General features: G+C 58.4%; 14 protein-coding genes and 1 tRNA gene. 9 read left to right on the top strand and 6 right to left on the bottom strand.

All coding sequences use genetic code 11. From position 1 onward, the window contains the following. The first annotated feature begins 172 nt into the window (after window positions 1-172). Window positions 173-249: transfer RNA gene (locus tag AB4Z52_RS12760), tRNA-Met, on the top strand. Here AB4Z52_RS12760 and AB4Z52_RS12755 read toward each other — a convergent pair. The 5 genes from AB4Z52_RS12755 to AB4Z52_RS12735 form a co-directional block, all read right to left on the bottom strand. Continuing rightward, window positions 206-2002, bottom strand: a complete 1797-nt coding sequence (locus AB4Z52_RS12755; protein WP_442218288.1) for a recombinase family protein — start codon at window positions 2000-2002, stop codon at window positions 206-208. The two genes, AB4Z52_RS12760 and AB4Z52_RS12755, sit on opposite strands and share 44 nt — an antisense overlap. A 115-nt stretch (window positions 2003-2117) precedes the next feature. Next, window positions 2118-2978, bottom strand: coding sequence for a recombinase family protein (locus AB4Z52_RS12750; RefSeq protein WP_442218284.1), 861 nt, complete (start codon window positions 2976-2978; stop codon window positions 2118-2120). Window positions 2979-3141: 163 nt separating this feature from the next. Next, window positions 3142-3639 (bottom strand): hypothetical protein, encoded by a 498-nt coding sequence (locus AB4Z52_RS12745; RefSeq protein WP_442218283.1) that lies wholly within the window; start codon window positions 3637-3639, stop codon window positions 3142-3144. A 677-nt stretch (window positions 3640-4316) separates the two neighbouring features. After that, a complete protein-coding gene (locus AB4Z52_RS12740) occupies window positions 4317-5789 on the bottom strand; it encodes a macro domain-containing protein (RefSeq protein ID WP_442218282.1) in 1473 nt (490 codons plus the stop codon). Window positions 5790-5792: 3 nt separating this feature from the next. Then, window positions 5793-7133, bottom strand: a complete 1341-nt coding sequence (locus AB4Z52_RS12735) for a DarT ssDNA thymidine ADP-ribosyltransferase family protein (RefSeq protein WP_442218281.1) — start codon at window positions 7131-7133, stop codon at window positions 5793-5795. A gap of 1169 nt (window positions 7134-8302) precedes the next feature. Between AB4Z52_RS12735 and AB4Z52_RS12730 the strand changes: the two genes are divergently transcribed. From AB4Z52_RS12730 to AB4Z52_RS12695, 8 genes are all read left to right on the top strand, one after another. Continuing rightward, window positions 8303-9490 (top strand): hypothetical protein, encoded by a 1188-nt coding sequence (locus AB4Z52_RS12730; protein WP_442218280.1) that lies wholly within the window; start codon window positions 8303-8305, stop codon window positions 9488-9490. Window positions 9491-9812: 322 nt separating this feature from the next. Continuing rightward, window positions 9813-10922, top strand: coding sequence for a hypothetical protein (locus AB4Z52_RS12725; RefSeq protein WP_442218279.1), 1110 nt, complete (start codon window positions 9813-9815; stop codon window positions 10920-10922). Window positions 10923-11044: 122 nt separating this feature from the next. Then, window positions 11045-11341, top strand: coding sequence for a hypothetical protein (locus tag AB4Z52_RS12720; protein ID WP_442218278.1), 297 nt, complete (start codon window positions 11045-11047; stop codon window positions 11339-11341). Then, window positions 11341-13188 carry an AAA family ATPase gene (locus AB4Z52_RS12715; protein WP_442218277.1) on the top strand — a complete coding sequence of 616 codons (1848 nt, stop codon included), beginning with the start codon at window positions 11341-11343 and terminating at the stop codon, window positions 13186-13188. The genes AB4Z52_RS12720 and AB4Z52_RS12715 overlap by 1 nt, the downstream gene beginning before the upstream one ends. Continuing rightward, the gene (locus tag AB4Z52_RS12710; protein ID WP_442218276.1) at window positions 13185-13931 is read left to right on the top strand and encodes an ATP-dependent Zn protease; all 747 of its coding nucleotides are present in this window, start codon (window positions 13185-13187) and stop codon (window positions 13929-13931) included. The genes AB4Z52_RS12715 and AB4Z52_RS12710 overlap by 4 nt, the downstream gene beginning before the upstream one ends. Window positions 13932-14381: 450 nt before the next feature. Beyond that, window positions 14382-14723 carry a hypothetical protein gene (locus tag AB4Z52_RS12705; protein ID WP_442218275.1) on the top strand — a complete coding sequence of 114 codons (342 nt, stop codon included), beginning with the start codon at window positions 14382-14384 and terminating at the stop codon, window positions 14721-14723. A gap of 660 nt (window positions 14724-15383) precedes the next feature. Further along, window positions 15384-20396: an AAA domain-containing protein gene (locus AB4Z52_RS12700; RefSeq protein WP_442218274.1), complete on the top strand. Its 5013-nt coding sequence runs from the start codon at window positions 15384-15386 to the stop codon at window positions 20394-20396. Continuing rightward, window positions 20383-21846: a hypothetical protein gene (locus tag AB4Z52_RS12695; RefSeq protein ID WP_442218273.1), complete on the top strand. Its 1464-nt coding sequence runs from the start codon at window positions 20383-20385 to the stop codon at window positions 21844-21846. Before AB4Z52_RS12700 ends, AB4Z52_RS12695 begins: the two co-directional genes overlap by 14 nt. On the opposite strand, the gene AB4Z52_RS12690 is transcribed toward AB4Z52_RS12695, so the two are convergent. Beyond that, window positions 21839-22333: a hypothetical protein gene (locus AB4Z52_RS12690; protein WP_442218272.1), complete on the bottom strand. Its 495-nt coding sequence runs from the start codon at window positions 22331-22333 to the stop codon at window positions 21839-21841. The genes AB4Z52_RS12695 and AB4Z52_RS12690 overlap by 8 nt on opposite strands. Window positions 22334-22538: the final 205 nt, after the last annotated feature.

Raw genomic sequence — 22538 nt, 5'->3', positions numbered from 1 at the left:
AGCCGCACGTAAACGGGCCGCCATCAGCGGCCCGCTTGCGTTAGCAACCGGACAAAACAACGCAAATCGTCGGATTTGCAACTGGAGACAAACCCTTCCGGTTTGCTCCAAAAAGGGGTATTTTGCTACAGCAAAAACCCGAACTATTTTGCCCATGGCAAAAACGTCGTGACGCGGGGTGGAGCAGCCCGGTAGCTCGTCAGGCTCATAACCTGAAGGCCGCAGGTTCAAATCCTGCCCCCGCAACCACTGACACTTGCAAATTTGCCCACTCTGGGTATTTGCCTTTGAGCTCCTCGGCATATGCGTCGAGGAGCTTTTCTTTTTTGTCCTCGGTGTCGATCTCGCCCGAAGCGAGCTTCTCCATTAAGTCGTTCTGCGCGGCCACGATAAACTGACGCTGCAAGAGGTCGATGACTTCCATCGAGGCCATAATGTTGGCAATCGAGCCGTGCACTTGAAGTGTCGCCGGCTGATGGCCCGGCGTTTTGCCGATCACCACTCTCTGAATAAGATCGCGAACAATCGGCATCAGCCGCTGCTTTGCGTAGTCGTCAGCGTCGTTGCGAGCCAGGAAGATGAGCTTGCGGATCACAATCTCTATGTTGTCCGCGTTGAACTGCGCCTTAAGGCGCGCGACCTTCTCTGTGAAATCGTCCGCCGGCTTTCTGGCGTCGCCAAGTTCGGCGGCAAGATTTGTCCTGCTTTCCTCCAGCTCATCGAGCTGGTCGTCCAGGGCGGCGAGGCGAGGGCGCCCTTCGACGTCGCGATCGCTGATCTGTTGGATAATGCTGCGCTGGCGTTGCTCCACCTTTTTGAGCTCTCCCTCCAGTTCGGCCCGTCGCGAGGGGGCGTTTCTCAGGAGTGCGACTTCATGCGAGATCATCTTTTCCGAAACGCGGTCGATCGTGCCCATGGAGAAGAACGCCACTGGAATGCAGTTCAGCACCCGTCCTTCGATCTCGTGACGTGTGATCGTCTTGCTGTTCGAGCAGCCGCCGCCGCCGAGATCGTCAATCGGCAAGTGTTTCTTGCGGTTTGTGCAGCTATAGCGGTCTTTGCCATTGATCGCGTAGGGCCCACCACATTCGGCACATTCGAGAAGGTGGCTGAGAAGATATTCCGGCCGGTGCGTTGCGTTGAGACGGTTGCTTGACGCGCTTTCGTAAAGATCGCCGACCTCCTTGTCTCGAGCACGGACACGTTCCCAGAGTTCGTCGGAAACGATGCGCATAGAAGGGACCTCCGATACGACCCATTCACTGGCGTCGTTGAAACGGGCGACACGCTTCTCCGTCTTTGGGTTCTTGCGATAGGTTCGTCGGTTCCAGACGATGCGGCCGATATAGCTCTCGTTGTTGAGGATGCCGCTTCCACGCCTCTTGTGTCCCCTGATCGCCGTGTCGCGCCAATATTCGCCGTCCGGTCCCTCGACGCCGTCTTTGTTCAAGATGACAGCAATTGCCTGAGGCGATGATCCATCCGCATACATCCTGAAAATACGCCTGACAATCTCGGCCTTCTTTGGATCGATATCGCGCAATCCCTTGACGCGATCGCCATTGGCGTCGCGCGTTTGAGAGAGCACGTAGCCGTAGGCGAGACAGGTTGATGCCTTGCCCTTGCTGACGGCTGTCTTCATGCCTTCGCGGGTTCGGTAGCGGATCTGTTCCACAAGCTCGTGGCTGAGGACGGCTCGGATTGACAGTTCCATATCGGTCACGGGCGTACCGGCGTGCACGGTCCAGAGTTCGATGTCGCGATAGCGCAATTCTTTGAGGATCTTCGAACTGTGCTCGATATCGCGCGACAGCCGGTCCACGGTGACGCAAAGCACGACATCGATCTGTTCACGCTTCACGTGTTCGAGAAGCTGTTGGATGCCCGGACGCGACGCGAAACTTGTGCCGCTGATCGCGGAGTCCGAATAGGTGTCTACGAGTGTCCAGCCCTTCTTCTCGATGAAACTCTTACCGAGTTCGACCTGCGTCTCGATCGACACCTCGGTCTGACGGTCCGTAGAGTAACGCGCATATAAAATTACTTTTATCACTGTCCAATTCCGTCCCTAAAATTTGAGGGAGGGGCATGTATCGCCGACCCCTCCCGTTTAGCTCTTAGCTCAGTTTCATGCGGCTGGCGCCGGTTCTGCCGCACCGCGCGCTCATTGCGGCGTCCCGCCTTCGAACGCGATCCCAAAGTTCGTCACGGAGGATCCGTAGCGGCGGCAGATAGGCAAGCGGCGATCCACCTGGACTGTTGAGCTGGCCAACGTATAGCGCGTTGTTGAGAATGTCGTTTCCGCGAGATCGGTCACCGCGAATGGTCGTATCGCGCCATGCTTTGCCGCCAGGGGCCGCTACGCCCTCCGCGTTCAAGCGTTCAGCGATCTGGCGCGGCGAGAACCCTTCTGCGTACATCGCGAAAATGCGCCGGACCGTCTCGCTCTGCAGGGGATCCACGACCCGAAACCCCGAAATGCGCTGGCCTTGAGCATTATGCGCGTGCGAGAGCTTGTAGCCAAAGGCAGGAGAGACAATCCCGGTAGTCGTGACCGCATCGGTCTGAAGCGACTCAACAGCAGGATTGCCGCTGTGATCGGCGTCGTTACAGTCGGGGAGTTGGTCGAGCAGGTTTCTGGTGACGATCTGCGCGCCGGGATCGGCAACCCAAAGCTCGACACCATTGAGACGAAGTTCGCCGAGGACCTTCACGAGAACGCGGAACCGACGTGACAGTATGGGAAGCGTGTCACACAACACTGCATCGATCTTCTCGCGCTCGAGATGCGCGAAAAGTGACTGGATCCCCGGCCGCGATTTGAAGACAACGCCGGTGACTTCGGTGTCCGAGTATGTCTTCACGAGCGACCAGTCGTTCTCGGCGACAAATTCTTTGCCGCGTTTGATCTGCACCTCAATCGATCCGCCTCCGCGGCGGGTTTTTGCGCGAGCGTAAATGAGTACCTTCTTCGTCATGCCAAATTCCGTTCCGAAAATTGCTGGGAGGTCGGAAGGCGGGCGTTGTATCAGCCCGCGATCCCTCTGAGAGCCCGGTCGCAGCGGAAACTATTGCCGCCTAGTGGCAAGAGCTTCGCGATCGACCGGAAAAGCGCCGTGTTTGATCAGAGCACAGGGTCAATCATTTGCCAGCTTCTGCGGCGCGAACGACGGCTGCCTGGAAAGCCGAAACGGCATTCAGCAAATTGACCGTAAGCGGCGGCAGATCGGCAGCTCGGCCGCCCCTTGCGGCGTGAGCCGAGTGGTGATCGATCTCCCGCACCCAGAGCTGCGCTGAAACCAACGGCTCCAATGCGTCCTTCTGCAAGGCGACCGCGATATCTGCCAGTCCCACCTTGGCAGGCAAATCCAGCGTGAACCGGAATTCGAATTTTGCGAAGACCGATCCCTTCGGATTGAAGCCTGCCTGCTCAGGGAAGCTGACCGCCCGTGGCTCGATGTAGACACATAGCGGTCCCTGCGGCACCACCGCCTGTGCCAACACGGTGTCGATCCTGGCTAGAAGGCCGGGCAGCTCCTTCTTCCACCAAGCAAGATGCCGGCTATAGCCAGCAGGACTCGCAGAGAGTTCACGCCGCTTGGTTGAAGAAACACGGGTAGATGTGATGCTCGTCGGCATAGGGACCTCCTGTTGCTGCCGTTGGCCATCGTCGTCGAAGACGATGGACGGCGGAGGTAGCGTCGCCAGAGAGGGTAGGGCCGAACGGATGGCTCTGCGAAAAGCGAGCGCAAAAGGGCGCGCCGGAAGAGAAGACAGCGGTATCGAAAAAACGTGAAACGATCATTTGCATCTCCTTTCCTGTTGGCGCTATGGGCCGTTGAGTAGTCGGAGGCGCTTGTATCGCAACTTTTTGGCAGGCGCAAGTGTCTATAATATCTATCTTTTTGGCAATAATTTGTTGCCACCCCGCCTGTGCCTTTTTGAGACTCGCCTGTAGAATCTGTAGGTTGGGGAAACATGTTCGGCAAAACTTCAACCACTGTTAAGTATCTGCTTACGATTTTGATCGTCGCGAAAATGCGACGCGCAGCGTTCCCGACGGGCGTCAGCGAACAGGGGCGATGCACGAGTCGGCGTCTCACTTCGACTTTGACCAAGTCACCGCGCCACCGCGGTTCTGGTGGACCGATAGGCAAAAATTGCAATCGGGACTTGTCACTCGAAACACTTCAGCACCAAAGCGGAAATGATTTCCGCTTTGGTGTGAACAGGAAGCGTTATAGGCGGCAGCCATTGGTCCGAAGCCGACTTGTGGCGAATCCAGCCTGTATGACCGCTTTGCGCCCCCAAGTCGGTCATTCGAAATCTCGGTCGTGATGCCTGAAACCTGCCGTTGGCTCAATCGCGTCGCTAATCTTGAATGTAGTGAAGCCCAGCTCAACCAGATGTTGGCGGTCAGCTTCGCTGGCATTCGGAGATAATGTGACTGTCAGATCGACCTGAATGGTAGAAAGCTGCGCCAAGGTATCAAGAATCTCGCGTCGTTTTGTCTCCATGCCTTCGAGGAGCGTCAGCGTGAGGATGGCACCCGGCAACAATGCATCGTCGGTTGTGGATATGTTCGGCGCTTCGGCAGGCGCACTCGACAGCTTAGCGACCGCGCGATCGCCCAACGCCGTTGTCGCGCTGTCCTTTCCAATCAGGAAATCGATATTGGGCGCGCCTTCCTCGCCACGTCGGCCGATCGGTCGTGCTCCCGCGCGTCCCAGTGCATCGCGCATGGCGGCCGGCGTCGTCTCATAGCGGACATAGGAAATCGGCGTTTGCCCCCACTTGGCGAGCCCCTTGCTGGCAAGCCATTCGGGTTCCGGATCGGACAAAAGGAGGGCTTCGGCATTCTGCCGCAGCATTTCCATCGTCTGCGCAAAAAGCTGCCGACTCCAATTCCCGTTGGCGGGCGCCGCCGATGCAAAGCTCAGCGACCCGACACCATCCCGCCCGGTCTGCTTCGTCAGAGCTTTGCGGGTAAGGACGCCGAAAGGTAGTAACATCACGACATCGACGCCTTGCCTCAGGAAGATCTCGGCCAAGTCTTCGCTGGCGCGAGTACCGTAGACCAGCGCGACGGTCTCGCCGACGGTCGAACGTGACAGTTCAGCCGCGATGGCCTGCAATGCCTGCAATTCGCGCTCACCGGGATTGCGCGAGGGCAACAGCCCGATCCAACGCCGCGACAGCGCTTGCGGACCTCCCAAAACATAGAGAGGGCCGGGCGCCTCCAAGCCTGGCAGGCTATCGCGTTCGACAAGGTTGTAGCCGAGCCGTTCGGCTTTCTTCCGCTCGTCCTCATTTGAATTCTCTGTCGCTGTGCGGCCAGCCTGCCGCGACGCGGCAGGTTCGAAGACAAGCACATGGGCATCGACGCCATCAAGCTTGTCGCTGATCATCCGCGACACGCGCTCCCAGTCCAGGCCGCCATGCCCGCAGCCTAGTGCGGGGAGCGCGACGGTCACCGGGCCGAACCCGTCCAGATAGGAGCGCAGATCATCCAAGCCAGCGTCAATATCCTCGTAGCGCGATGGTTCGCGCCAGTCCCGCTTGGTCGGGAAATTGATGATCCAGTCCCCCGTCAGGGGCTTCCAGACGTGCATTGTTCCGGGGGTAACGCGACCGTCCTTGCAGTCCCGTTGATACTCCTTGAACATTTCTGGGTAGCGCTGCTTGAACGCCAGAGCGACGCCGGCCCCCATCACGCCAACGCAATTGACGGTGTTGACGCGTATATCTGCGGGAGCATCGAACATGTCGCCTTTAACGAACTCAAGCATGACCTACTCTTCCGCCTCTTCCATCGTCTCTACGCAGCGTTGGTATAATTTAGCTGCCTTCTCCTCGTCCCACCAATGTGGAACCAAGGCACTGACATCCGCCTTAGCGATCGCGAACAGCATATCCAGTTCCGTCACGTCGTCCACGATATCGAGTATTTGCTGTTCGTCGCGTCCTTGCCCGAGGACGTCGCCGACGAGGTCATGATAGCACACAAGCTTCATCAACCTTCTTGCAGACGACGCGCCGACCCTGCCGACATGTTTGGTCAGGATCTCGGCCATCATCGGCATCGCGCCAACAGGATGGTCAGGATCGACCTTCTGTAGACCCCCATTGCCGTCCCAACGCGAGCGCGGCCCCTTTCCTATATCGTGCAAATAGGCCGCGATTTCGATAAGCATCTGCTGTTTAGCGTCAAGCGCATCATATTCATCAAGTGCCAGAAGCTGCGTGACGACCTCCTTCGTGTGGACATCGACTGTGCGTTTGTGTACGCCGTTCTCCGACCGCAGTTCAACCAGTTCGGCAGTATGCGGTAGACATCCGAAATCGACGCGGAGTCCTTCGCGCAGACGCTTCAAGCTTTTGAACGTCGCAGTGTCTACATGATCGCCGCCATGCTTCTCGACGTAGGCGACTGCATTTTCGAGAATGCTCGCGATCTCGCCGGGTCCCTTCACGAGGCTGCTCTTTCCATTGCTCGCGAAGTTCGTGAACCAGTGTGGTCGGTTCCATTGATCTTGAAACTCGATGGGCGGAAACGGTCTGCTGCCGACAATAGCTTCGACACGCTCCTTAGCCTCTTTGTTCCACACGACGCAGCGCGCCGCGGCACTGACTGGCAATTGACCATGGATGAGCACCTCGGCCATGCGCCTGTGACGAAAGTTTTCGTCAGGATTCCCCCACTTTTTGCTGTCGATCGCGGCCCAGTCGAGCTGTACGAGTTCCGCCGCATCGTTGTAGAAATCTGGTGCGACCGCCGTGTTCGCAGATGCGCCGGTGAAGACCGCATCCGCACGTTCGACTAAGGCGATGGGGAACTCAAAATAGAGAATATCATATTGATCGACATTCTTTGCATTCACGACGCCCAGCAGCATCGGGCTTACCGAGCCGAAATAGAAGGGCACATAGTCATGGACGCAGCCCTCCGGCCCGCATGTCACCTTCATCAGTGCTCGGCGGCCCTGGATGCCCTCCGCCGCGATCGAGCGATGCTTTCTGGGAAACTGCGCATGATTGTTCGCCAGGAAGCCGTGCCGCAGCAATCCGGGCAAATTATCTGTATGGGAAAAATGGTAGACGTAGCGATGCGCGTGCTCGGCTGGAATTGGCATAGGTTGTCCCCGTTGTAACCGGGGTTCGCGTGCCGCGTGCTTGCGCTAAGCCCCGATGAATGCTGGTCGTCAATATGGTGCGCCAGCACAGAAATCACAACCTGTCGGGCAATGACAACCAAAAGTTTAGGCGCTCTGACGCCGCGTTGCCCGAATGAAGGTCCTGGGAATTGGTGAGCCCGTGTTATAGTCCTTCAAGACTCTTCGCAGCGGAGTTCCGTCCCGCTGTGACCCAGTCCAACAATCAGAAGAAGAGCAAGACTATATAAACAAAGAGGTGAGAGAGGGATTCCCGGCGCCTCGGCTGAGAAAGATGGGGTAGTGAATGTCTGTCTCGCACTGCCGCCATTCTAGCTCCTCGGATACTCGGCCGGCCGCCTCTGGAAGCGGCGCAATTTATACGACGAGCGCTCCTCTGACTCTTGGGACGACGTGTAAGTGTGGTCTGACAGTAGATGTTTTCAGGCTGGGGCGAGGCAGTCTCTGGGTGCAACGATGGTGGGTTTCGCGCTTAATCAACAGAAAGCCGCCAGACCGGTTCCGGCGCCGAGGCGGTCACTCGTCAACCCGACGCCGATGTCACGTACTGGCGCGAGGGAGAAGCTTGCTAAGCGCAGCGCCCAGTTTAAGAAGGGCCTTAGACGGCAGTCGCGGTATGTGCATTCATGTCGGCTCGGCAGTCCAGACACCTATCGCAGATCGTCCGAGCAACGTTTCCCCGGTTCCGACCTTAGAAAGGGTTCGGTCGACGAGCGTGTGGGCTGAAGCTGCGAAGCTTGCACGATTCCAAGGCTTTCGCTGATGTGATAATGCGAGCCTAAGGCCAATCGCCGCCATCCATCCGATCACGCTGATGCAACGGAAATTATTTCCGCCTGTAGTTTGACAGCGCGGAACGAAGATACGAAAGCCGCGGGCTTCGATAAGCAGGATTGCAATCTGAGATAGTAATACGAAATACTTCAGATTCCAAAAGCAACAAAATTTGATTTTTCCACATTTGGACCATATATTAAGTATCCCATGTATAAAATATAGTATATATTTATATCTTACTATGACTGCAACTATTTATACACATTTACCGGATTCTCTTGTTATGCGACAATATGTATATCAGATGGCGATGTGCCTCTGATACTTGTTGAATGCAACAAAGGATCTTTGACATGACGAATGTGACTACAAAGGCGGCACCGGCGGTTCCCTTCAACTACGATGCCTACGATCTCGTGGGCGCCACCGTGAAGGAGCTGGAATCCACCGCCGCCGACATCCTTTCCCTCGGCCGCAAGAGCACGGCCCAGATCTTCGATCTCGGCAGGCTTTTCGAGCACGCTGCCGGGCTCGTGGAGGAAGGCGCCTACGGGAAGTGGATCAAGGAGCGATGCGACATCGAGCCGAAAACCGCCCGAAATTATCGGGCGATCTTCCGGAACCTGGAAGTTTACCGGGAGCGCATCGTTTGGCTCGGCGTCAGCCCGACCGTGCTCATCCATTTGAGCTCGGCCCCCGAGGAGAAAATTGAGGAAGCGCTTTCCTTTGCCGAGCGTAACGGCCGCATCAAGGTGAGCGACGTCAAGGCCTTGCTCAAGGATGATGCGTCTTCGAGGGATCAGGCCGACGCCGATGCCGATCCGACCGATATCGGCGGCCTCGATGGTCTGAAAGCGATGATCGCTCTGAAAATCAAGGGAGGCCTTACCTCCTTTCTTGAGCATACCTCCGCACTCCAGACCACAGTCGGCGACGCACTTGCCGCCAGGGCCACTGGCAAGCGGCTGGTCAAGAGCAAGCTCATCGATCAGGTGGAAGCTACCGCGAGGCTTGCTCACCGGGAGCTTTCCAGCCTGGTTCTCTTTGTCCAGCCACTCGACCGTGATCCTTGCACGATCCAGGAAAGCCGGTTGCCGAAGGCAAGCCATTGGAGTGCGGTGCTCGCCATGCTCTACAATCTCGGCGGGCGCGATTACTGGCCGGAAGCAAAGGAGCTGCAATCCTGGCTCGCCAGTGAGGTGATGCCGCTGCTCGATTGGGCGACCGCCCGGACCAGGCTTCCTGAATGGCCACTGGCAGCATCCGAAGACGCACCTGTGGCGGGACCGAGGTCGGATGTGATCATGCAGAATGGCCTGGAAGCGCTCAGCGGAATTGTTCAGGTCGAGGCGCCAAGTCTCGATCCGGCCGAAACCGAATTGCTGTCGGCAGGCGAACTCGCCGACTTGGATGAAGACGGCGAGGAAGACATGTTGCCGATCGACGTCGAGATTGTCGGCGATGCCGATATCGCTGCCAAGACGCCAAAGAGCTTTCGGCCTCCGTTTCTCGACGTCGGCAGGACAACCGTCGAGGCATGAAGCTGCCGCATTGCCGGGTTCGGCATTGCCATCAAAGTGAGGGGCCTTCGGGCCCCTTTTCTGATTCCGGCGGTATCGAAGGATGACTGAGGCCACGGAAACGTTCGATTTACCATTGTCGAAAACGCCGCGACCGCCGCCGCGTGAGCCCGCCGTTAACCTTGTACCGGCTTCGTTCTCTTTTTTGTTAGGGGATCCTTGAGATCTGGTCCCGGTCCTGCCAGGAAAGGGAGGCTTCATTGTGAAGCTTAGCGGCCCAAGCCGGTGTTTGCACCACCGACAAGGACCTGACCCTCAAGCCTTGGTGAAAAGGAATCGGGCTATGACCAGACTACACAATCCCATCCCAGTTGGGGAAGTTCTCCGTTCAATCTGTGCGGCGGCTGCGTCCGGCGAGCGGTCCACCGTTACCTCGACGTCGCATCGCCAGTTCGAGGCCCGGCCTGCCACCCGGCCAGAGCCGCCGGTGTTGCGTCGCCATCCGCACATCGTGCGATACCCCGACATCGAGACCGACTTCGATGCGTTGATCGAAAAGGCCATTGCCGCCATCGCCGACGGCGACCCGGTCGAGGACGAGATCCTTGGGCACTACGTCAACGTCGCCTCCATGGTCCGTGCCGTCTCGTTTCGTGAGGGCAAGCTACTCGAGCAGGCGGTCGAACGCCTGTCGAAGGCCAACCCGGAACTCGTCGTCCTGATGCAGTCGATTAAGTTGCCGCTGGTCAAGGCGGCGATCGAGGCGGTGGCCGGCAACGACTGGCGCAGCCTCGAAGGTGTCCGGCTCGATTGCGAGGCGCCGGCCAGAGGCAGCTACACGCCCGACTTGATCGTCGTCAACCGGGCGAAACACGCGGCCGTGATCCTCGATCTCAAGCGATCGCTGGCATCCTACGGGGATACTAGCCGGCTGGAAGAATTGAAGCTGAAGTTGATGACTGCGGCAATGATCCTGCCGGACTGGCTCTACAAGACGCAGAAGCGGATGATGGTCGATACCGTCGGCGTCGCCATCGTCGACGGCGCCAGCCGGCCAAGCGACCATGCCGCAGGTGTGTGGGCGCTTTCCGAGGTCGATGACCTGCTGGACATCGACGGTGCGGCGGTCTGTATGGCGGAGCTTCGTCTGCGCTTTGGCCAGCGCGTGCAGCAGCTTCTCGAAGCCGAGGCGCGGCGCGCGCTCGGCTTCGTCCAACGGCCGGCCGTGGTGCCAGCGGTCGCGTCGGCCCTGGCATCGCTGCGATCCGGTCCGCTGCGCAGCCGACGGCGGGTCATCGCTTGCTCCGAGCCCGAGGACGACGTCTTCGACGCCAACTGCTTCGAAGCCTTTGACGACGAGGCGGATGAGCCCGCCGCCGATGAGGACGACGAGATGCCCTGGCCGCCGGAGCGCATCCGGGTGGGCTTTGCCCGGCGCCTTCTCGACGCCTGATCGGCTCCGACATCGGCCCTCGACATCGGCAATGGTTGCGGCGCTGACGCCGCGGCCTGTCCCATTGTCATTCCCTTTCCATAAACGCCGACCGCTTGCACGGTCCGGCGAGGAGACATTGCATGTCCAAACATCACCATCGTCGATCACTCGGCTTCCGGGGCGACGCCGCCAACGACAACAACGACGTCGCAGGTCGCACCTGCGTCCGCGATACCGATGCAGCCGCGGTCATCGGCCTTGCTCTTGCTCACGCTCGGCGGGCCGGAGATGGCAGCACTCTCATTCCCGTGCCCGTCATGGCGCGGCTCGATGCGCTGGCCGACCGCGGCGATCCGGCCTGCCGCATGGTCCGCAAGTGGATCAGGGGCGAAGCGGAAATTATTTCCGCAGCGGCAGCCTCCAGGGAGGCGCGCTGATGGATCGGCTCGCTCATTTCCTCGTCCGTCGCCTGCGTCATGTCGCGCACCGCGAGGTTCTTCGCCAGGCTCTTCGGAACGGGCTGGTGACCACCAAGATCGTCCATGTCGACGGTCATCTGGTTCACCGCTACACGCCGGCATTCGATCTTTCCCATCTGACCGGCGACACTGACCGGGATCTGCACTGGATCCGGACCCAGTTCGCGCCGTTCCTGATCGAGCCGCCGAAGGACAGGGCGGGCAATATCGATCCCCTCGGGCCTGCGCCTGTCCTCGCCACCCATCTGCGGCGCAATTCCGTAGAGACGTCGGCGGATCGCCGGGAGACGGATCAACGGCTTGCCTACACCGTCCGGCTTATCGCGGACGCCGGCGAAGCAGTCGGCATCAAGCATATCGCCACGGTGCTTCTACTTGCCGGCGCCATCCGCAATGCGGGCATTGAACTGCGTGAGCTCGTCAATCTTCTCCGCCAACCGGCGCCAATCGTTTCGATCGAAGTTGCCGTCGAGGGCTTCGAGCTGGCTCTGCTGCAGCTTGTCGAGAAGACCGCGCTCGTTCTGTTCGGTCCATATGTAGGCGTGTCCGCCGACTTCATGAGCGACGAGCAAATGTGGGCGTGGAAAGAGGCCGAGGTCAAGAGAGTATTTCTCTACGTGCTGTCCGAGGATGATGTTCGACAAAACCGGCCTGTCATGCGCAAGAGACTGATCTCGGCCCTGGCGCACGGATCGCCGGTACTTGCCGTCGCGGAGGCCGAAGACGGCATCCCCGACCAAATCGACATTGCGTCGGATATCAGGTTGTCGGGCGCGCGGATGGATAGATCGCTGCTTGCCGATCTTCTTGAAGCGGTCCACGGGGAGGCGATGACTGAATACGAGGGCGCCATCGGTCTGATTGATGCCGCCGCCCTGACGCTCGACGATCTCAGTCTTGCAATCCGTCCGGGGCGGTCCATCGAAGCGAGCCTTGAGGCACTTGCCGGACTTGCTGCGCGCAACCGAGACGATGCGGAGGGTAACGGCAGTGCCTTCACTCGCAAAATCATCTCGCAAAGTACCTCGCAGCGTCACGAGGCCGACAAGGACAACAAGTCGTCCGGCGACTCCTCGTCGGGATCGGGCGGCAGCAGCAGTGCACGTTGGAAGCGGAAGCCCAGCGGCGCCGAGGTGATCCGGCCGCAATCCTTGGCGCCGGAAGACGCAAAAGATGGGAAGCCCCCGCTGGTTGTCGAAGCCTTGTCCGGTTACGGCGCCGCGAAGGACTGGGCACTGGGGCTGAAGGCCGACCTTGAGGATTACCGGACCGGCGATCTCCACTGGTCGGATATGAGCACGAAGCTGCTGCTGTCCGGTCCGCCCGGAACCGGCAAGACGATCTTTGCGCGGGCACTGTGCAACAGTCTACAGGTCCCGTTGGTGGTCACGTCGGTATCCACGTGGCTGCAGGGCGGTTATCTCAACGACGTACTCCACCGGATGGCGAACAGCTTTGCCGAGGCAAGAGACCTCACCCCCTGCATCCTGTTTATTGACGAGATCGACGGCATCGGCGGACGCAGGCCGGGCAATCACCCTCATAGCGACTACTGGAATACCTGCGTCAACAAGATGCTCGAGTTGCTCGACGGCACCGTGAAAAGCGAGGGCGTTATCGTTGTCGGCGCCACCAACCGGCCGTATGAGATCGACGAAGCAATTCGGCGGTCCGGGCGGCTGGAGACCCATATCGAAATCCCGCGCCCGGACATTCCGGCGCTAGCCGGCATTCTCGCGCATCACCTCGGCGCCGATCTCGACCTCATCGCCGAAAGTGCTACGCAGGAAGGAGCAGCCCTATGATCGGAACTGGAGAAGGAAGCGACGGGAACGGGCTGACGGCCGAGCGGGTGTTGCGGCGTCTGGCAACAAGGGCAACGGGACTGACCGGCGCCGACATCGAGCGGGTTGTTCGCGAGGCCAGACTGAAGGCGCGGCGTGAGAAGCGGCCGTTGACCTATGCCGATATCGAGGCCGGTATTCGCGGGCATCGGCCGCCAGTGCCCTATGATCTTCGCTGGCGCCATGCTGTCCACGAATCCGGGCATGCCGTTGTTCATCACGCCCTGCATCTCGGTTCAATCAAAGCGTTGACGATCGACACGAAGGACGGTGGCCATAACACGCTGACCTTTGGCAGTGCGAGAACCGACACCGTCGATTGGTACCGGCGCATGCTCTCCATGCTTCTAGCCGGTCGGGCTGCCGAGCTCATCGTCCTCAAATCCGCTGGAAGCGGCGCAGGCGGCGCGGAGCACAGCGATCTTGCTCGCGCGACGCGGATCGCCCTCGACATGGAGCAGGCCCTCGGCTTCGGTGCCAGATATCCGCTGCTTTATCTTGATCACCGCGATCCGGCCATCATCCTCAATCGCAATGATGATCTTGCCGGGCGCGTTCACCAGCGGATGGAGATGGCACAGGCCATGGCGACCGAGGTCATCCTTGAACACCGATCTGCCTTCGACCGGCTCGTGCGGAGCCTGTTCGACGCCCAGGCGCTCGATGAGGAGACCGTTCTCGAGATCCTGACGGCGCCGGAGTGAGGAAGGCAGCACGAAATTCGAGGTGTTGGCCTGCTCAAGGCAAAGTGAGCGTCAGGCGAGACAATGTCCCGGCAACGTTACTCGACGCGCCGGCAACCTAAGACAAATTGCGCTCATTGGATTCGAAGAGCCGGATCGGCGATTCCAATCTGCTTGCGAACGATTCAAAACTTCGGAGGATGGATTCGGAATTCCAGATTTTTGATTCAGAACTCAAGCCGAGTGATTCACGATTGTGGCGTCCGAGGCCGGAGAGGTTGGAAAGGGCTATATGCCTTGCAGGCAACCTGTCTCAACCTGCCGTACATCGAAACAAATTGCGCTCATCCGATTCAATATTACTGGCGACCGAATCAAAACATCATAATTCCGATTCACCCGAAAACGCCTTGCGCCGGTCCGCCGGTCCTCTGACCATAGTGGAACCACAACCGAAAAAGGAGGAATGTGATGGCAAGACAATCGGACAGCGAGCGCAATCGCAAGCAGCGAGAGCGGCAGCGGCAACTAAGGGATCAGCAGCGGGCGGAGCGGAGACCGGGACGCGATGACGTCGCCCGCATCACGCTTCATTGGATGATCACCCGCTCGGTGGCGACGAGCAATGAAGACCAACTAGACGTAATCGAGGACGTGCTTGTGCGCCGGCTGGTCGCCCAAGGATATGACGAGAGGGCCTCGTACGAGGTCTTCGATGATCTCGTCGATAAGTACGCCGATACGAATTTTGGCTTTCGCAGAAAAGTGCACCTGCTCTTTTCTCCAGACCTCCTTTCCCAAGATGAGCGATGACGTCGCGCCTGACCAGCTTTCCCTTGTTCTGAGGGAGAGGCCCGTATTGCAAACCGCGTTTCCAGATGGGGGGATATTCCCCCCATTACTGCGCAAAACGCCGTTTGATTCTGAATCGGATTTTCAAATGTCCTGCCGGAGTCGCCACATAGACATGCGTTCCCATAGTATTTTTTCACACATCATAGTATTTTTTCACACATCGACGCAACATCCTCCCAGTTAGGCGACAAGTCGACCTCGGTATATTGCCCCTCGTCACCGATTCAACGAAATTGACCGCCTCGATCCGCTACGAGTCGGTCTTGTTGAGATAGTATTTCGGAATGGCTGCTGCCCGATCGGTCAGGTGGCTAACGCCATGAAAACGAGAGCTTAAAAATGTTGCCTGACAAGAGCAAGCAATGGCGGCGATGATTCCGCAGCTGCCAAAATGCGAAACCGTTCGTTAAACAGTTTAGGTCGATGCAATAGCGGACGCATCAACCCATAGGTGCCATAACGCAATGGCGCCTGGATCGGTCGCAGGCGGCTCGTGTGCGCATGAAGAAAGGACCGGCTGAGCCCCGAGCGGGCGATCGATTGACCAGGCGCGTCAAAAATTATTTCAGTCTCAAAGCGTACTTGTCTATGTTAATCGGATTCAGGGGGCGAAACTTCATGCAGATTACCAATTGCGGCCGTGGCGTACATAAGAGAGAAGTGAAAGGTTTAGAGCGGCTCAAAAAGGATTTTCCGCAAGGTTGGTATGCCTTCACGAACCTTGATCTAACGTTGGCGCTCGGAAAATCCCGTGAAATCGACCTCATCATTGTAGCGGATCATCGCATCTTCTTTGTTGACATCAAAGATTGGGACGGGCGGATCGAAAACAAGGACGGGCGCTGGTATCAGAACGGCAAGGACCACGGGCCATCCCCGGTCCAAAAGATCGGCGACGTCTCGCGTGAGGTGCTGCCGCTCCTCGGCAACGTTCTTAAAAGCAGACAGGAAACGCAAAGAGAACCAATCCCCCAGATCGTCGGTCTCGTTGTGCTTACAGGATCCGCGACAAACACCCATCTTGACGGGCTTGAAAAGGCAAAGGTTCTGTCGGTCGACGAGTTCGTAAAGCTGGCGACTAATTCACGAAAACAGAACGAAGCGTTCGGAGAACCGTTCACAACTTTTATACGAAGACCCCTCACCGACAATTTCTGGAAGGACAAACTTAGCCGGTTCTTCAATGTCGGACCAAACTCGCCATTCAAGCCGGGACGCCGCCGCTTTCAACGATACCTGGCGGAAGACAATGCCAGCTACGCGCACCCCAGCGATGTTTACCGTGAATATGAAGCAGCAGAAGATGGGAATAAAAACAATCAGGGAATTCTGCGGCTCTGGGATTTCACCAAATGCACCGACGGCCGCTTTCAGACGGAAGAAGGCCGACTGCAAATAGCGGGGAGGGAGCAGCAGGTTTATCACTGGCTGCGTGATCGCGACCAGGATCTGGAGAGAACGCTGCTCACGCCGCGCTTGGACGATCCCGAACGTGGCGTTAATTACTGGGAAATCTATGATCGCCGCCGCCGCATGCGGCGCCTGAACGAGTTTTCGATCAGTGACGCGACGACGTTGCTGCCGGGTGAGAAAATAGAACTGGCGCGCCAGGTCGTGTCAGCCGTCGCCGCTATGCATAGGCAGAACGCCTCGCATCTTGATCTTGGGGGTCACAGTATCTGGCTGGAATTGCCGACATCGGTCAGATTATCCCACCTGCTGGCAGCACGGTTCCCCGAAGGAAAATCGCTAGGACCATCCCGTTATCAGTTCCTTTCGAGCGTGGCCGTTCCTGAAGATGTTCTCGGCGTCGACATGGGCCCGAAAAGGCGCGATGTATTTCTGCTGGGCGTTGCACTTCACAATTTGCTGTTTGGCGAGATTCCTGCTGGGGAGCCAGCCGAATGGAAACCCGCGGTCGATCGTAGCAACGATTACGCGCTGTTGCATGATTGGTTCTCGGAGGCTCTGGAAGTCAGCCCCGAGCAGCGTTTTGCAGACGCAGCGATCGCTCTCGAAGCTTTCAACAAAGCGACCGCGTCACGCCCGACGCCTAGTGAGGTGATAGCCGGTCTCGACTCGTTTCGAACCACGATTCGCTCCCAACGGCAGTTGTTCCTGGCTTTCCCGGCGGAAGGCGAGATGATCATCGAAAGCGATCGTCTCGATGCTTGGCGCAGTCGCGACAATGGACTCCCTGTTGTGGTGAAGCAATGGAAACAGGCCTCTTGGGGCGACCTTCAGAAAGAAGGTGGCACGGTCCTGACCTTCTTGCGCAAGGCCGCCGACGTGAAAGCGGATCGGCTCCCCGGCATAGCACTTGTACGAGATGTTTGCTGGCTGGGAGACAGTTTCGTCATCGTTCAGGACTGGATAGAAGGTACGCCGCTGGATGAGCTGCTACTGCAACCCGCCGACATGATCCGGGCACCTGACAGTGCGCTGGCGATTGCGAACCGCCTGCTGTCGGTAGTCGAAACCCTCCACGATCATGGTTTCGGCCACGGTGATCTCAAGCCGTCGAATATCATCATCAATTCGGATGGTGAGCCGGTTTTGATAGATGCGCTCGACTTTTCTCCCAGTATCGACGGTGAGCTTACGACGTCAGAATATGCTCCGGAAGCAGGAACTCGCCTGGAGCGCGACCGCTTCGCCCTTACGAAGATCGTCGAGGAAATATTCACTGTTGTGAACCTGGAACCCGCCATCGCGGCGGACATCGCGTCGGCGATCCGCGATTGTCGGGAAAAGCAACCTGTGCTTGCCACCCTTCTGCCTCTGCAGGATTCATTGGCGCGAACGCTAGAGCGTCTTGCCGCCGCAAACGAACCGGAGACAATTCCCGGCGATCAGGCGATTTCAATCTCACTTGCGGGGCAGCAGACTGGCGCGATCGATCCCGATGAGGGCGACCTATTCCTTCGCGTCCGCCGTCATCCCCGTTATGGCCACCTCTGCCTCGTCATTCGCGGTGCCTTTGAAGAAATCGAAGTCCGTCTTGACAGCCAAGGGCAGGCGACCAGCGCTTTGCGGCGCAGGCTGGAGCAGTGGCTGCTATCGCGCGTGGCAAAACAAGAATTCCACAAAATAAGCGCGGCGCTAGCTGTCACCCGATCAGACGTCACCGACCTGTCGGCTCTCGCCCCGCTGCTCGCCGATCCCATAGTGAAAGCTCGTATCGAAAAAGAAATTTCAGGCCCGGTTTTACCAGCGATTCCCGAGGCGCAGGAAAGTGAGGAACTGATCCCTCAAGAAGACGAGGCCGAAGATGCGCTCGCTGAGGAAATTGCAGCCGCCACTATACCGGCGTCAACTGACGTCGACGTACCGGCCCTTTGGCGTGCCCTCATCGATGTAGAGAATGAACTTACTACCGACGGCGTCGCGCAGCTCGACAGCTTCTATGATCGCAGTATCGGGCGTCACAAGGTTGTACTGGAGCTCGAAAGCGGTGATTTCGGATTTTCGCGCAATGATACCGTCGGCGTGCAGAAGCTAGACCAGCGGGGAAACTGGCGTCGCATCGGCGATCTCGATTTGAACAGGTCGCGCCCTGACCTGGCCATCATCGATGCCCAGGGCGGAAACGCGTTTGGATCGTGCCTGGTCGAAGCTGGCCAGCGCCTGCGGTTTCTCAGCCATTTTGAAGGAACCAGCCTTAAGCGCCGTACCGACGCGGTGGATCGCATTTTGCTGGGGAACGGACGGGCCGCCGACTTATTATCCGTATTCGATCCGCGTTCGAATTCCGCCCCCGTAGTTGGCAACCAGCAAGCTCCCGACGAGATGCTGGCATTATATGGGTTGAACGAGGATCAGAAGGACGCTTTTCGCCAGATCATAAGCGCCCGCCCGGTGGGTCTCTTGCAAGGCCCCCCTGGCACTGGAAAAACCAAGTTTATCGCTGCCCTCGCTCATTACGCCATCATGACAGGACTCGTCCGAAACGTGCTCCTGGCAAGCCAATCGCACGAGGCGGTCAATACGGCCGCAGAAGCCGTACTTGCTCTGTTTCGCAAGACCGGGGAGCTGCCCAGCCTATTGCGCGTGGGCATGGACGACGGGCAGGTTTCGGCACCGCTGCGTCCCTACCATACTTCGCGGGTCGAGCAGTCCTACAAGGATCGCTTCAGCGCCACCTTCGGCGAGCGCATGGCCGTCGCCGGTAAAACCCTGGGGATTCTACCCGAGGTCATCTCTTCCGTGGTCATGCTGGAAACAACCATACGCCCTGTGATCGAGAGGATTGCCGAAGTCTGCCGCGCCCCGGAGCCTCAGGCACAGCGGCTAAACGGTTTGACAGAAACCCTGCGGCAGCATCTGTCATCGCTCGACCTTGATGTTCAGTTGCCTGAAAGCCTCTTCGAGGAAGACTGGATCTACTTCCTGGAGGATGTAGCGGGGGCGATTTCCCGCCGTGCGGGCCGGCAAAACGCCGTAGGCGCCGACAAGATCGATCGCCTCAGATCAATCGCCGGACTGGGGCGCGATTTTGTAGGAAGCGTCTCGCGCGCCGAGCGCAGCTTCGACACCTTTCTTGCAGGAACACGGCAGATCGTCGTGGGGACATGCGTCGGCCTTGGAAGATCCTCACTTGGTCTCACCGCGACAGCCTTTGACCTCGTGATTATCGACGAAGCGGCCCGCTGCACATCGGGAGAGCTGCTAGTGCCGTTGCAGGCCGCGCGCTGGGCCGTTCTTGTCGGCGATCAGGCGCAGCTCCAGCCGCACCATGAACCCGAGGTCGTCAACATGGTTTCCGAGCGCACCGCCATCTCCAAAAAGGAAATAAAGCGCAGTGATTTCGAGCGCGTGTTCTCGACGGGTTATGGCCGTACGGCAGGCGCAAGGCTGAAAACGCAATACCGCATGCTGCCACCCATCGGGCAGCTCGTTTCCGAAGTGTTCTACCCCGACTTGAGCCTTCTTGCCGGCCGCTCCCAGCCTGAAGTCGATCCCCTTTGTTTGCCGCAGGACCTGACCAGGCCCTTGGCCTGGATCGAGACGGACAATCTTGGCTCTGCTGCTTACGAACGGAAAGAGGCGAGCAGCAAGACAAATCCCACAGAGGCGGAAGCGATCATCCATCTACTAGAGCGCTGGCATTCTGAAGATAATTTCCGCGAGTGGCTCCTCACCCAGCAGAAGCATCCGGTGGGCATCGGCGTTATCTGCATGTACGCAGCGCAGCGCAATCTCATCGAACGAAAACTGCGCCAGTCATCGTTGGCGTCGCTGCTGGAGCGGCATGTGAAAATAGGGACAGTCGATAGTTATCAAGGCAAGGAAAATCCGATCGTCATCCTTTCGCTGGTACGCAACAACGCCCTCGGCCCGACTGAAGCCGGGGTGAAGACGATCAGGGAAGGCTTCCTCACGACGCCGAACCGCATCAACGTTGCTGCCAGCCGCGCGATGGATCGGCTGATCATCGTCGGCGCGCGCCATCGCTGGCAAAGCGCCAACCCGATGGGCCGCCTTTCTGCGGGGTTCATGCGCCGGGTGGAAGACGGCTCTGCTCTGGCGACTTCGATCGAGGATTTGACCGGCGCGCCTGTAAATCATCAGGAGTCCCGTAGCCATGCCCCGGCTGCGGCTAAAAAGGAGGGCGCAAATGGGAACGCTTAGACGTCCGCTGCTTCGGCTGAAGGGCGACGAGCTCGTCCCGCCGGAAGAAGATCGCCGCGTCGGGCTTGAAATATTCGACGTGCTCCTGCCATGCCGCACCTATGAAGTGAAATACAAGGTCGCTTCTCTAGGGCAGGTCAGCCCGACCCTTGAGTTTCTATTGCGGCTGGTGAAATCAGCGCCGGGAATCAGCGATGCCGACGCGGCGTCATTCTTCGGCTATAGCCCGTCCGAAATGACTTACGTCCTGGAAGAAGCGTTTGGTCCGGGCTACCTTGAGCGCAAGGCCGGTCGGCTCTGGTTGACGACCTCGGGTGACAGTCTGTTCCGGGAAGGCGAAAAAGAGCCCACGATTTATACGGTGGAATCGCGGCGCCGCTCTTTTGGCTTCGATTTGATGGCGATTGCGCCTCAGGGTCGGCGTTGGCTCGAACCGCTGGAGAGGTTCTTGCCGGAACTGGCGTCGGAAGATCCGGCCGGAACCGGGCGGGTTGCCGAGCGCCTGCCGGGAAGGTTCAGGCAGTTTTTCCGCGAACTCGCGAATCAGGCAGATCGGGGAAAGCTCGAAAAGCGTGACATATATTCCATCGACCCTGTGGTTGTGCCGGGTGAACGCTTTCAGATACCCATTCGCGTTCTGACATATGCGCAGGCATCGAATCCCAGTGCTGCGGAAATCGATCTCTCCCTCTGGCGGCCGGATCATGAAATCGCCGATCGACCGGAAATCGAGCGCGCGGTCGCGCTCTTCGTGAAAGATCAGCAGACGTCGGTAAATCAATTGGATGCGGCGTCCGCATACCAGGCACTTATTGAATTTGCCCCCGAATTCCTCAAGGACTTCACAACGCGCAGCGGCCTTTCCGAGGGGCGGTACTGGAGAGAATCCGTAAGCCGGACCGGCGAACCGCGGACCGACAGAAAGACCATACCGATCGTCGGCTCTCTGCTATTGCCCGAAAATATTGAACGTCTTCAGGCAGTCCTGGGCTATGGGTTGCGCATCGCGACCGAGACGCCAGTCGATGTTTTCGCCGTCGCGCCGCAAACGCGCAGGTGGGGCGCAACAACGCAGCAGCGCGATATGCTTACCTTGATACAGGAGAAAGTCGCGGGGGCATTTCCTATTCTGGAGCGGTCAGAGATGAAAACGACATGCCTGTATGCGGGAAAGCCGGCGCCTTACACGCAGAATGCGTTCGATGAGATCCTATCGAGCCACGTTGAGTATTTCCCCAAGGCGTTGGAAATCCTCTTGATACCGGGAGTGTTGGTGGCGGCGCTGGTTCATGCCCCACTGGGATCGCCAACCGGCAATCCGGTCCCGCTTGGGTTGGCTTCATTCGACCCGGTAGTAGTGGATCGAGGGTATCAGTACGTGATGGAGCGTTTAGAACGGTACCAGAACAATGGGGCGGCATCCAATGCGACATCGGGAGTCTTTAGGTAGTCTCCGGCGGGAGGTCGTCCTCGTCGAGGTCCATTTCCAGGCGGAAATCGTGCACCTCTGCATGGCCGTAGCGCAGCTTCGCGCCGCGCAGCACGGCGAATCTGATCCTGTCGCCGGTCAGCATCGTCAGGAGCGAGGGCAGTACGTCGCCCGGAAGCGAGAACAATCCGTCGAGCTGACCCCGATGCAGGTTGAGCGTGCCGATGTGTGGTCGGTGATGGCGGTGCCACTGATCCCGATTATAGGCGTTATCTGGGAGGAATATCAGCCGCACCGCGTCCGCCTTCGTTTGAGACGGGCGCAGTAGCTTTCCGATCAAGTGCAGATGACGATAGTCGCTGTAGACATCGCTGTTATCTGTCATGTGGTTGACGCCAAACGAGTAACTCCACTCCCAGCTTTCCACGACCGTGTAGTATACCGGTTTCTCCAGTGGCTTTCGTTTGTGGCGATTGCGCTTTGCTCTGGTTGTTGCCGTCTTGGTCATCGTGGTGCTTGCTGACGTTGACCCTATGAGTTTTGTCAGGACGTTTGCTTCAAAACGCGTATGTATCGAGCGGTCCGTCGAAAGGATGAAGCCAGCACACCCGCGAGGGGCTGACGTGGGCAGACAGCTCTATCCAACGATGCAAGCATGGCATCGTTGCGCCTAATACTTTCCGTTGCGCTCGCTGCAAGCTGGAATCTTCGCA

This window comes from Rhizobium sp. 2YAF20, assembly GCF_052114685.1.
In the GTDB taxonomy this organism is placed as follows: Bacteria; Pseudomonadota; Alphaproteobacteria; order Rhizobiales; family Rhizobiaceae; genus Rhizobium.
The sequence above is the reverse complement of the archived record's forward strand: the minus strand, read 5'-3'. Positions and strand labels throughout refer to the sequence as shown.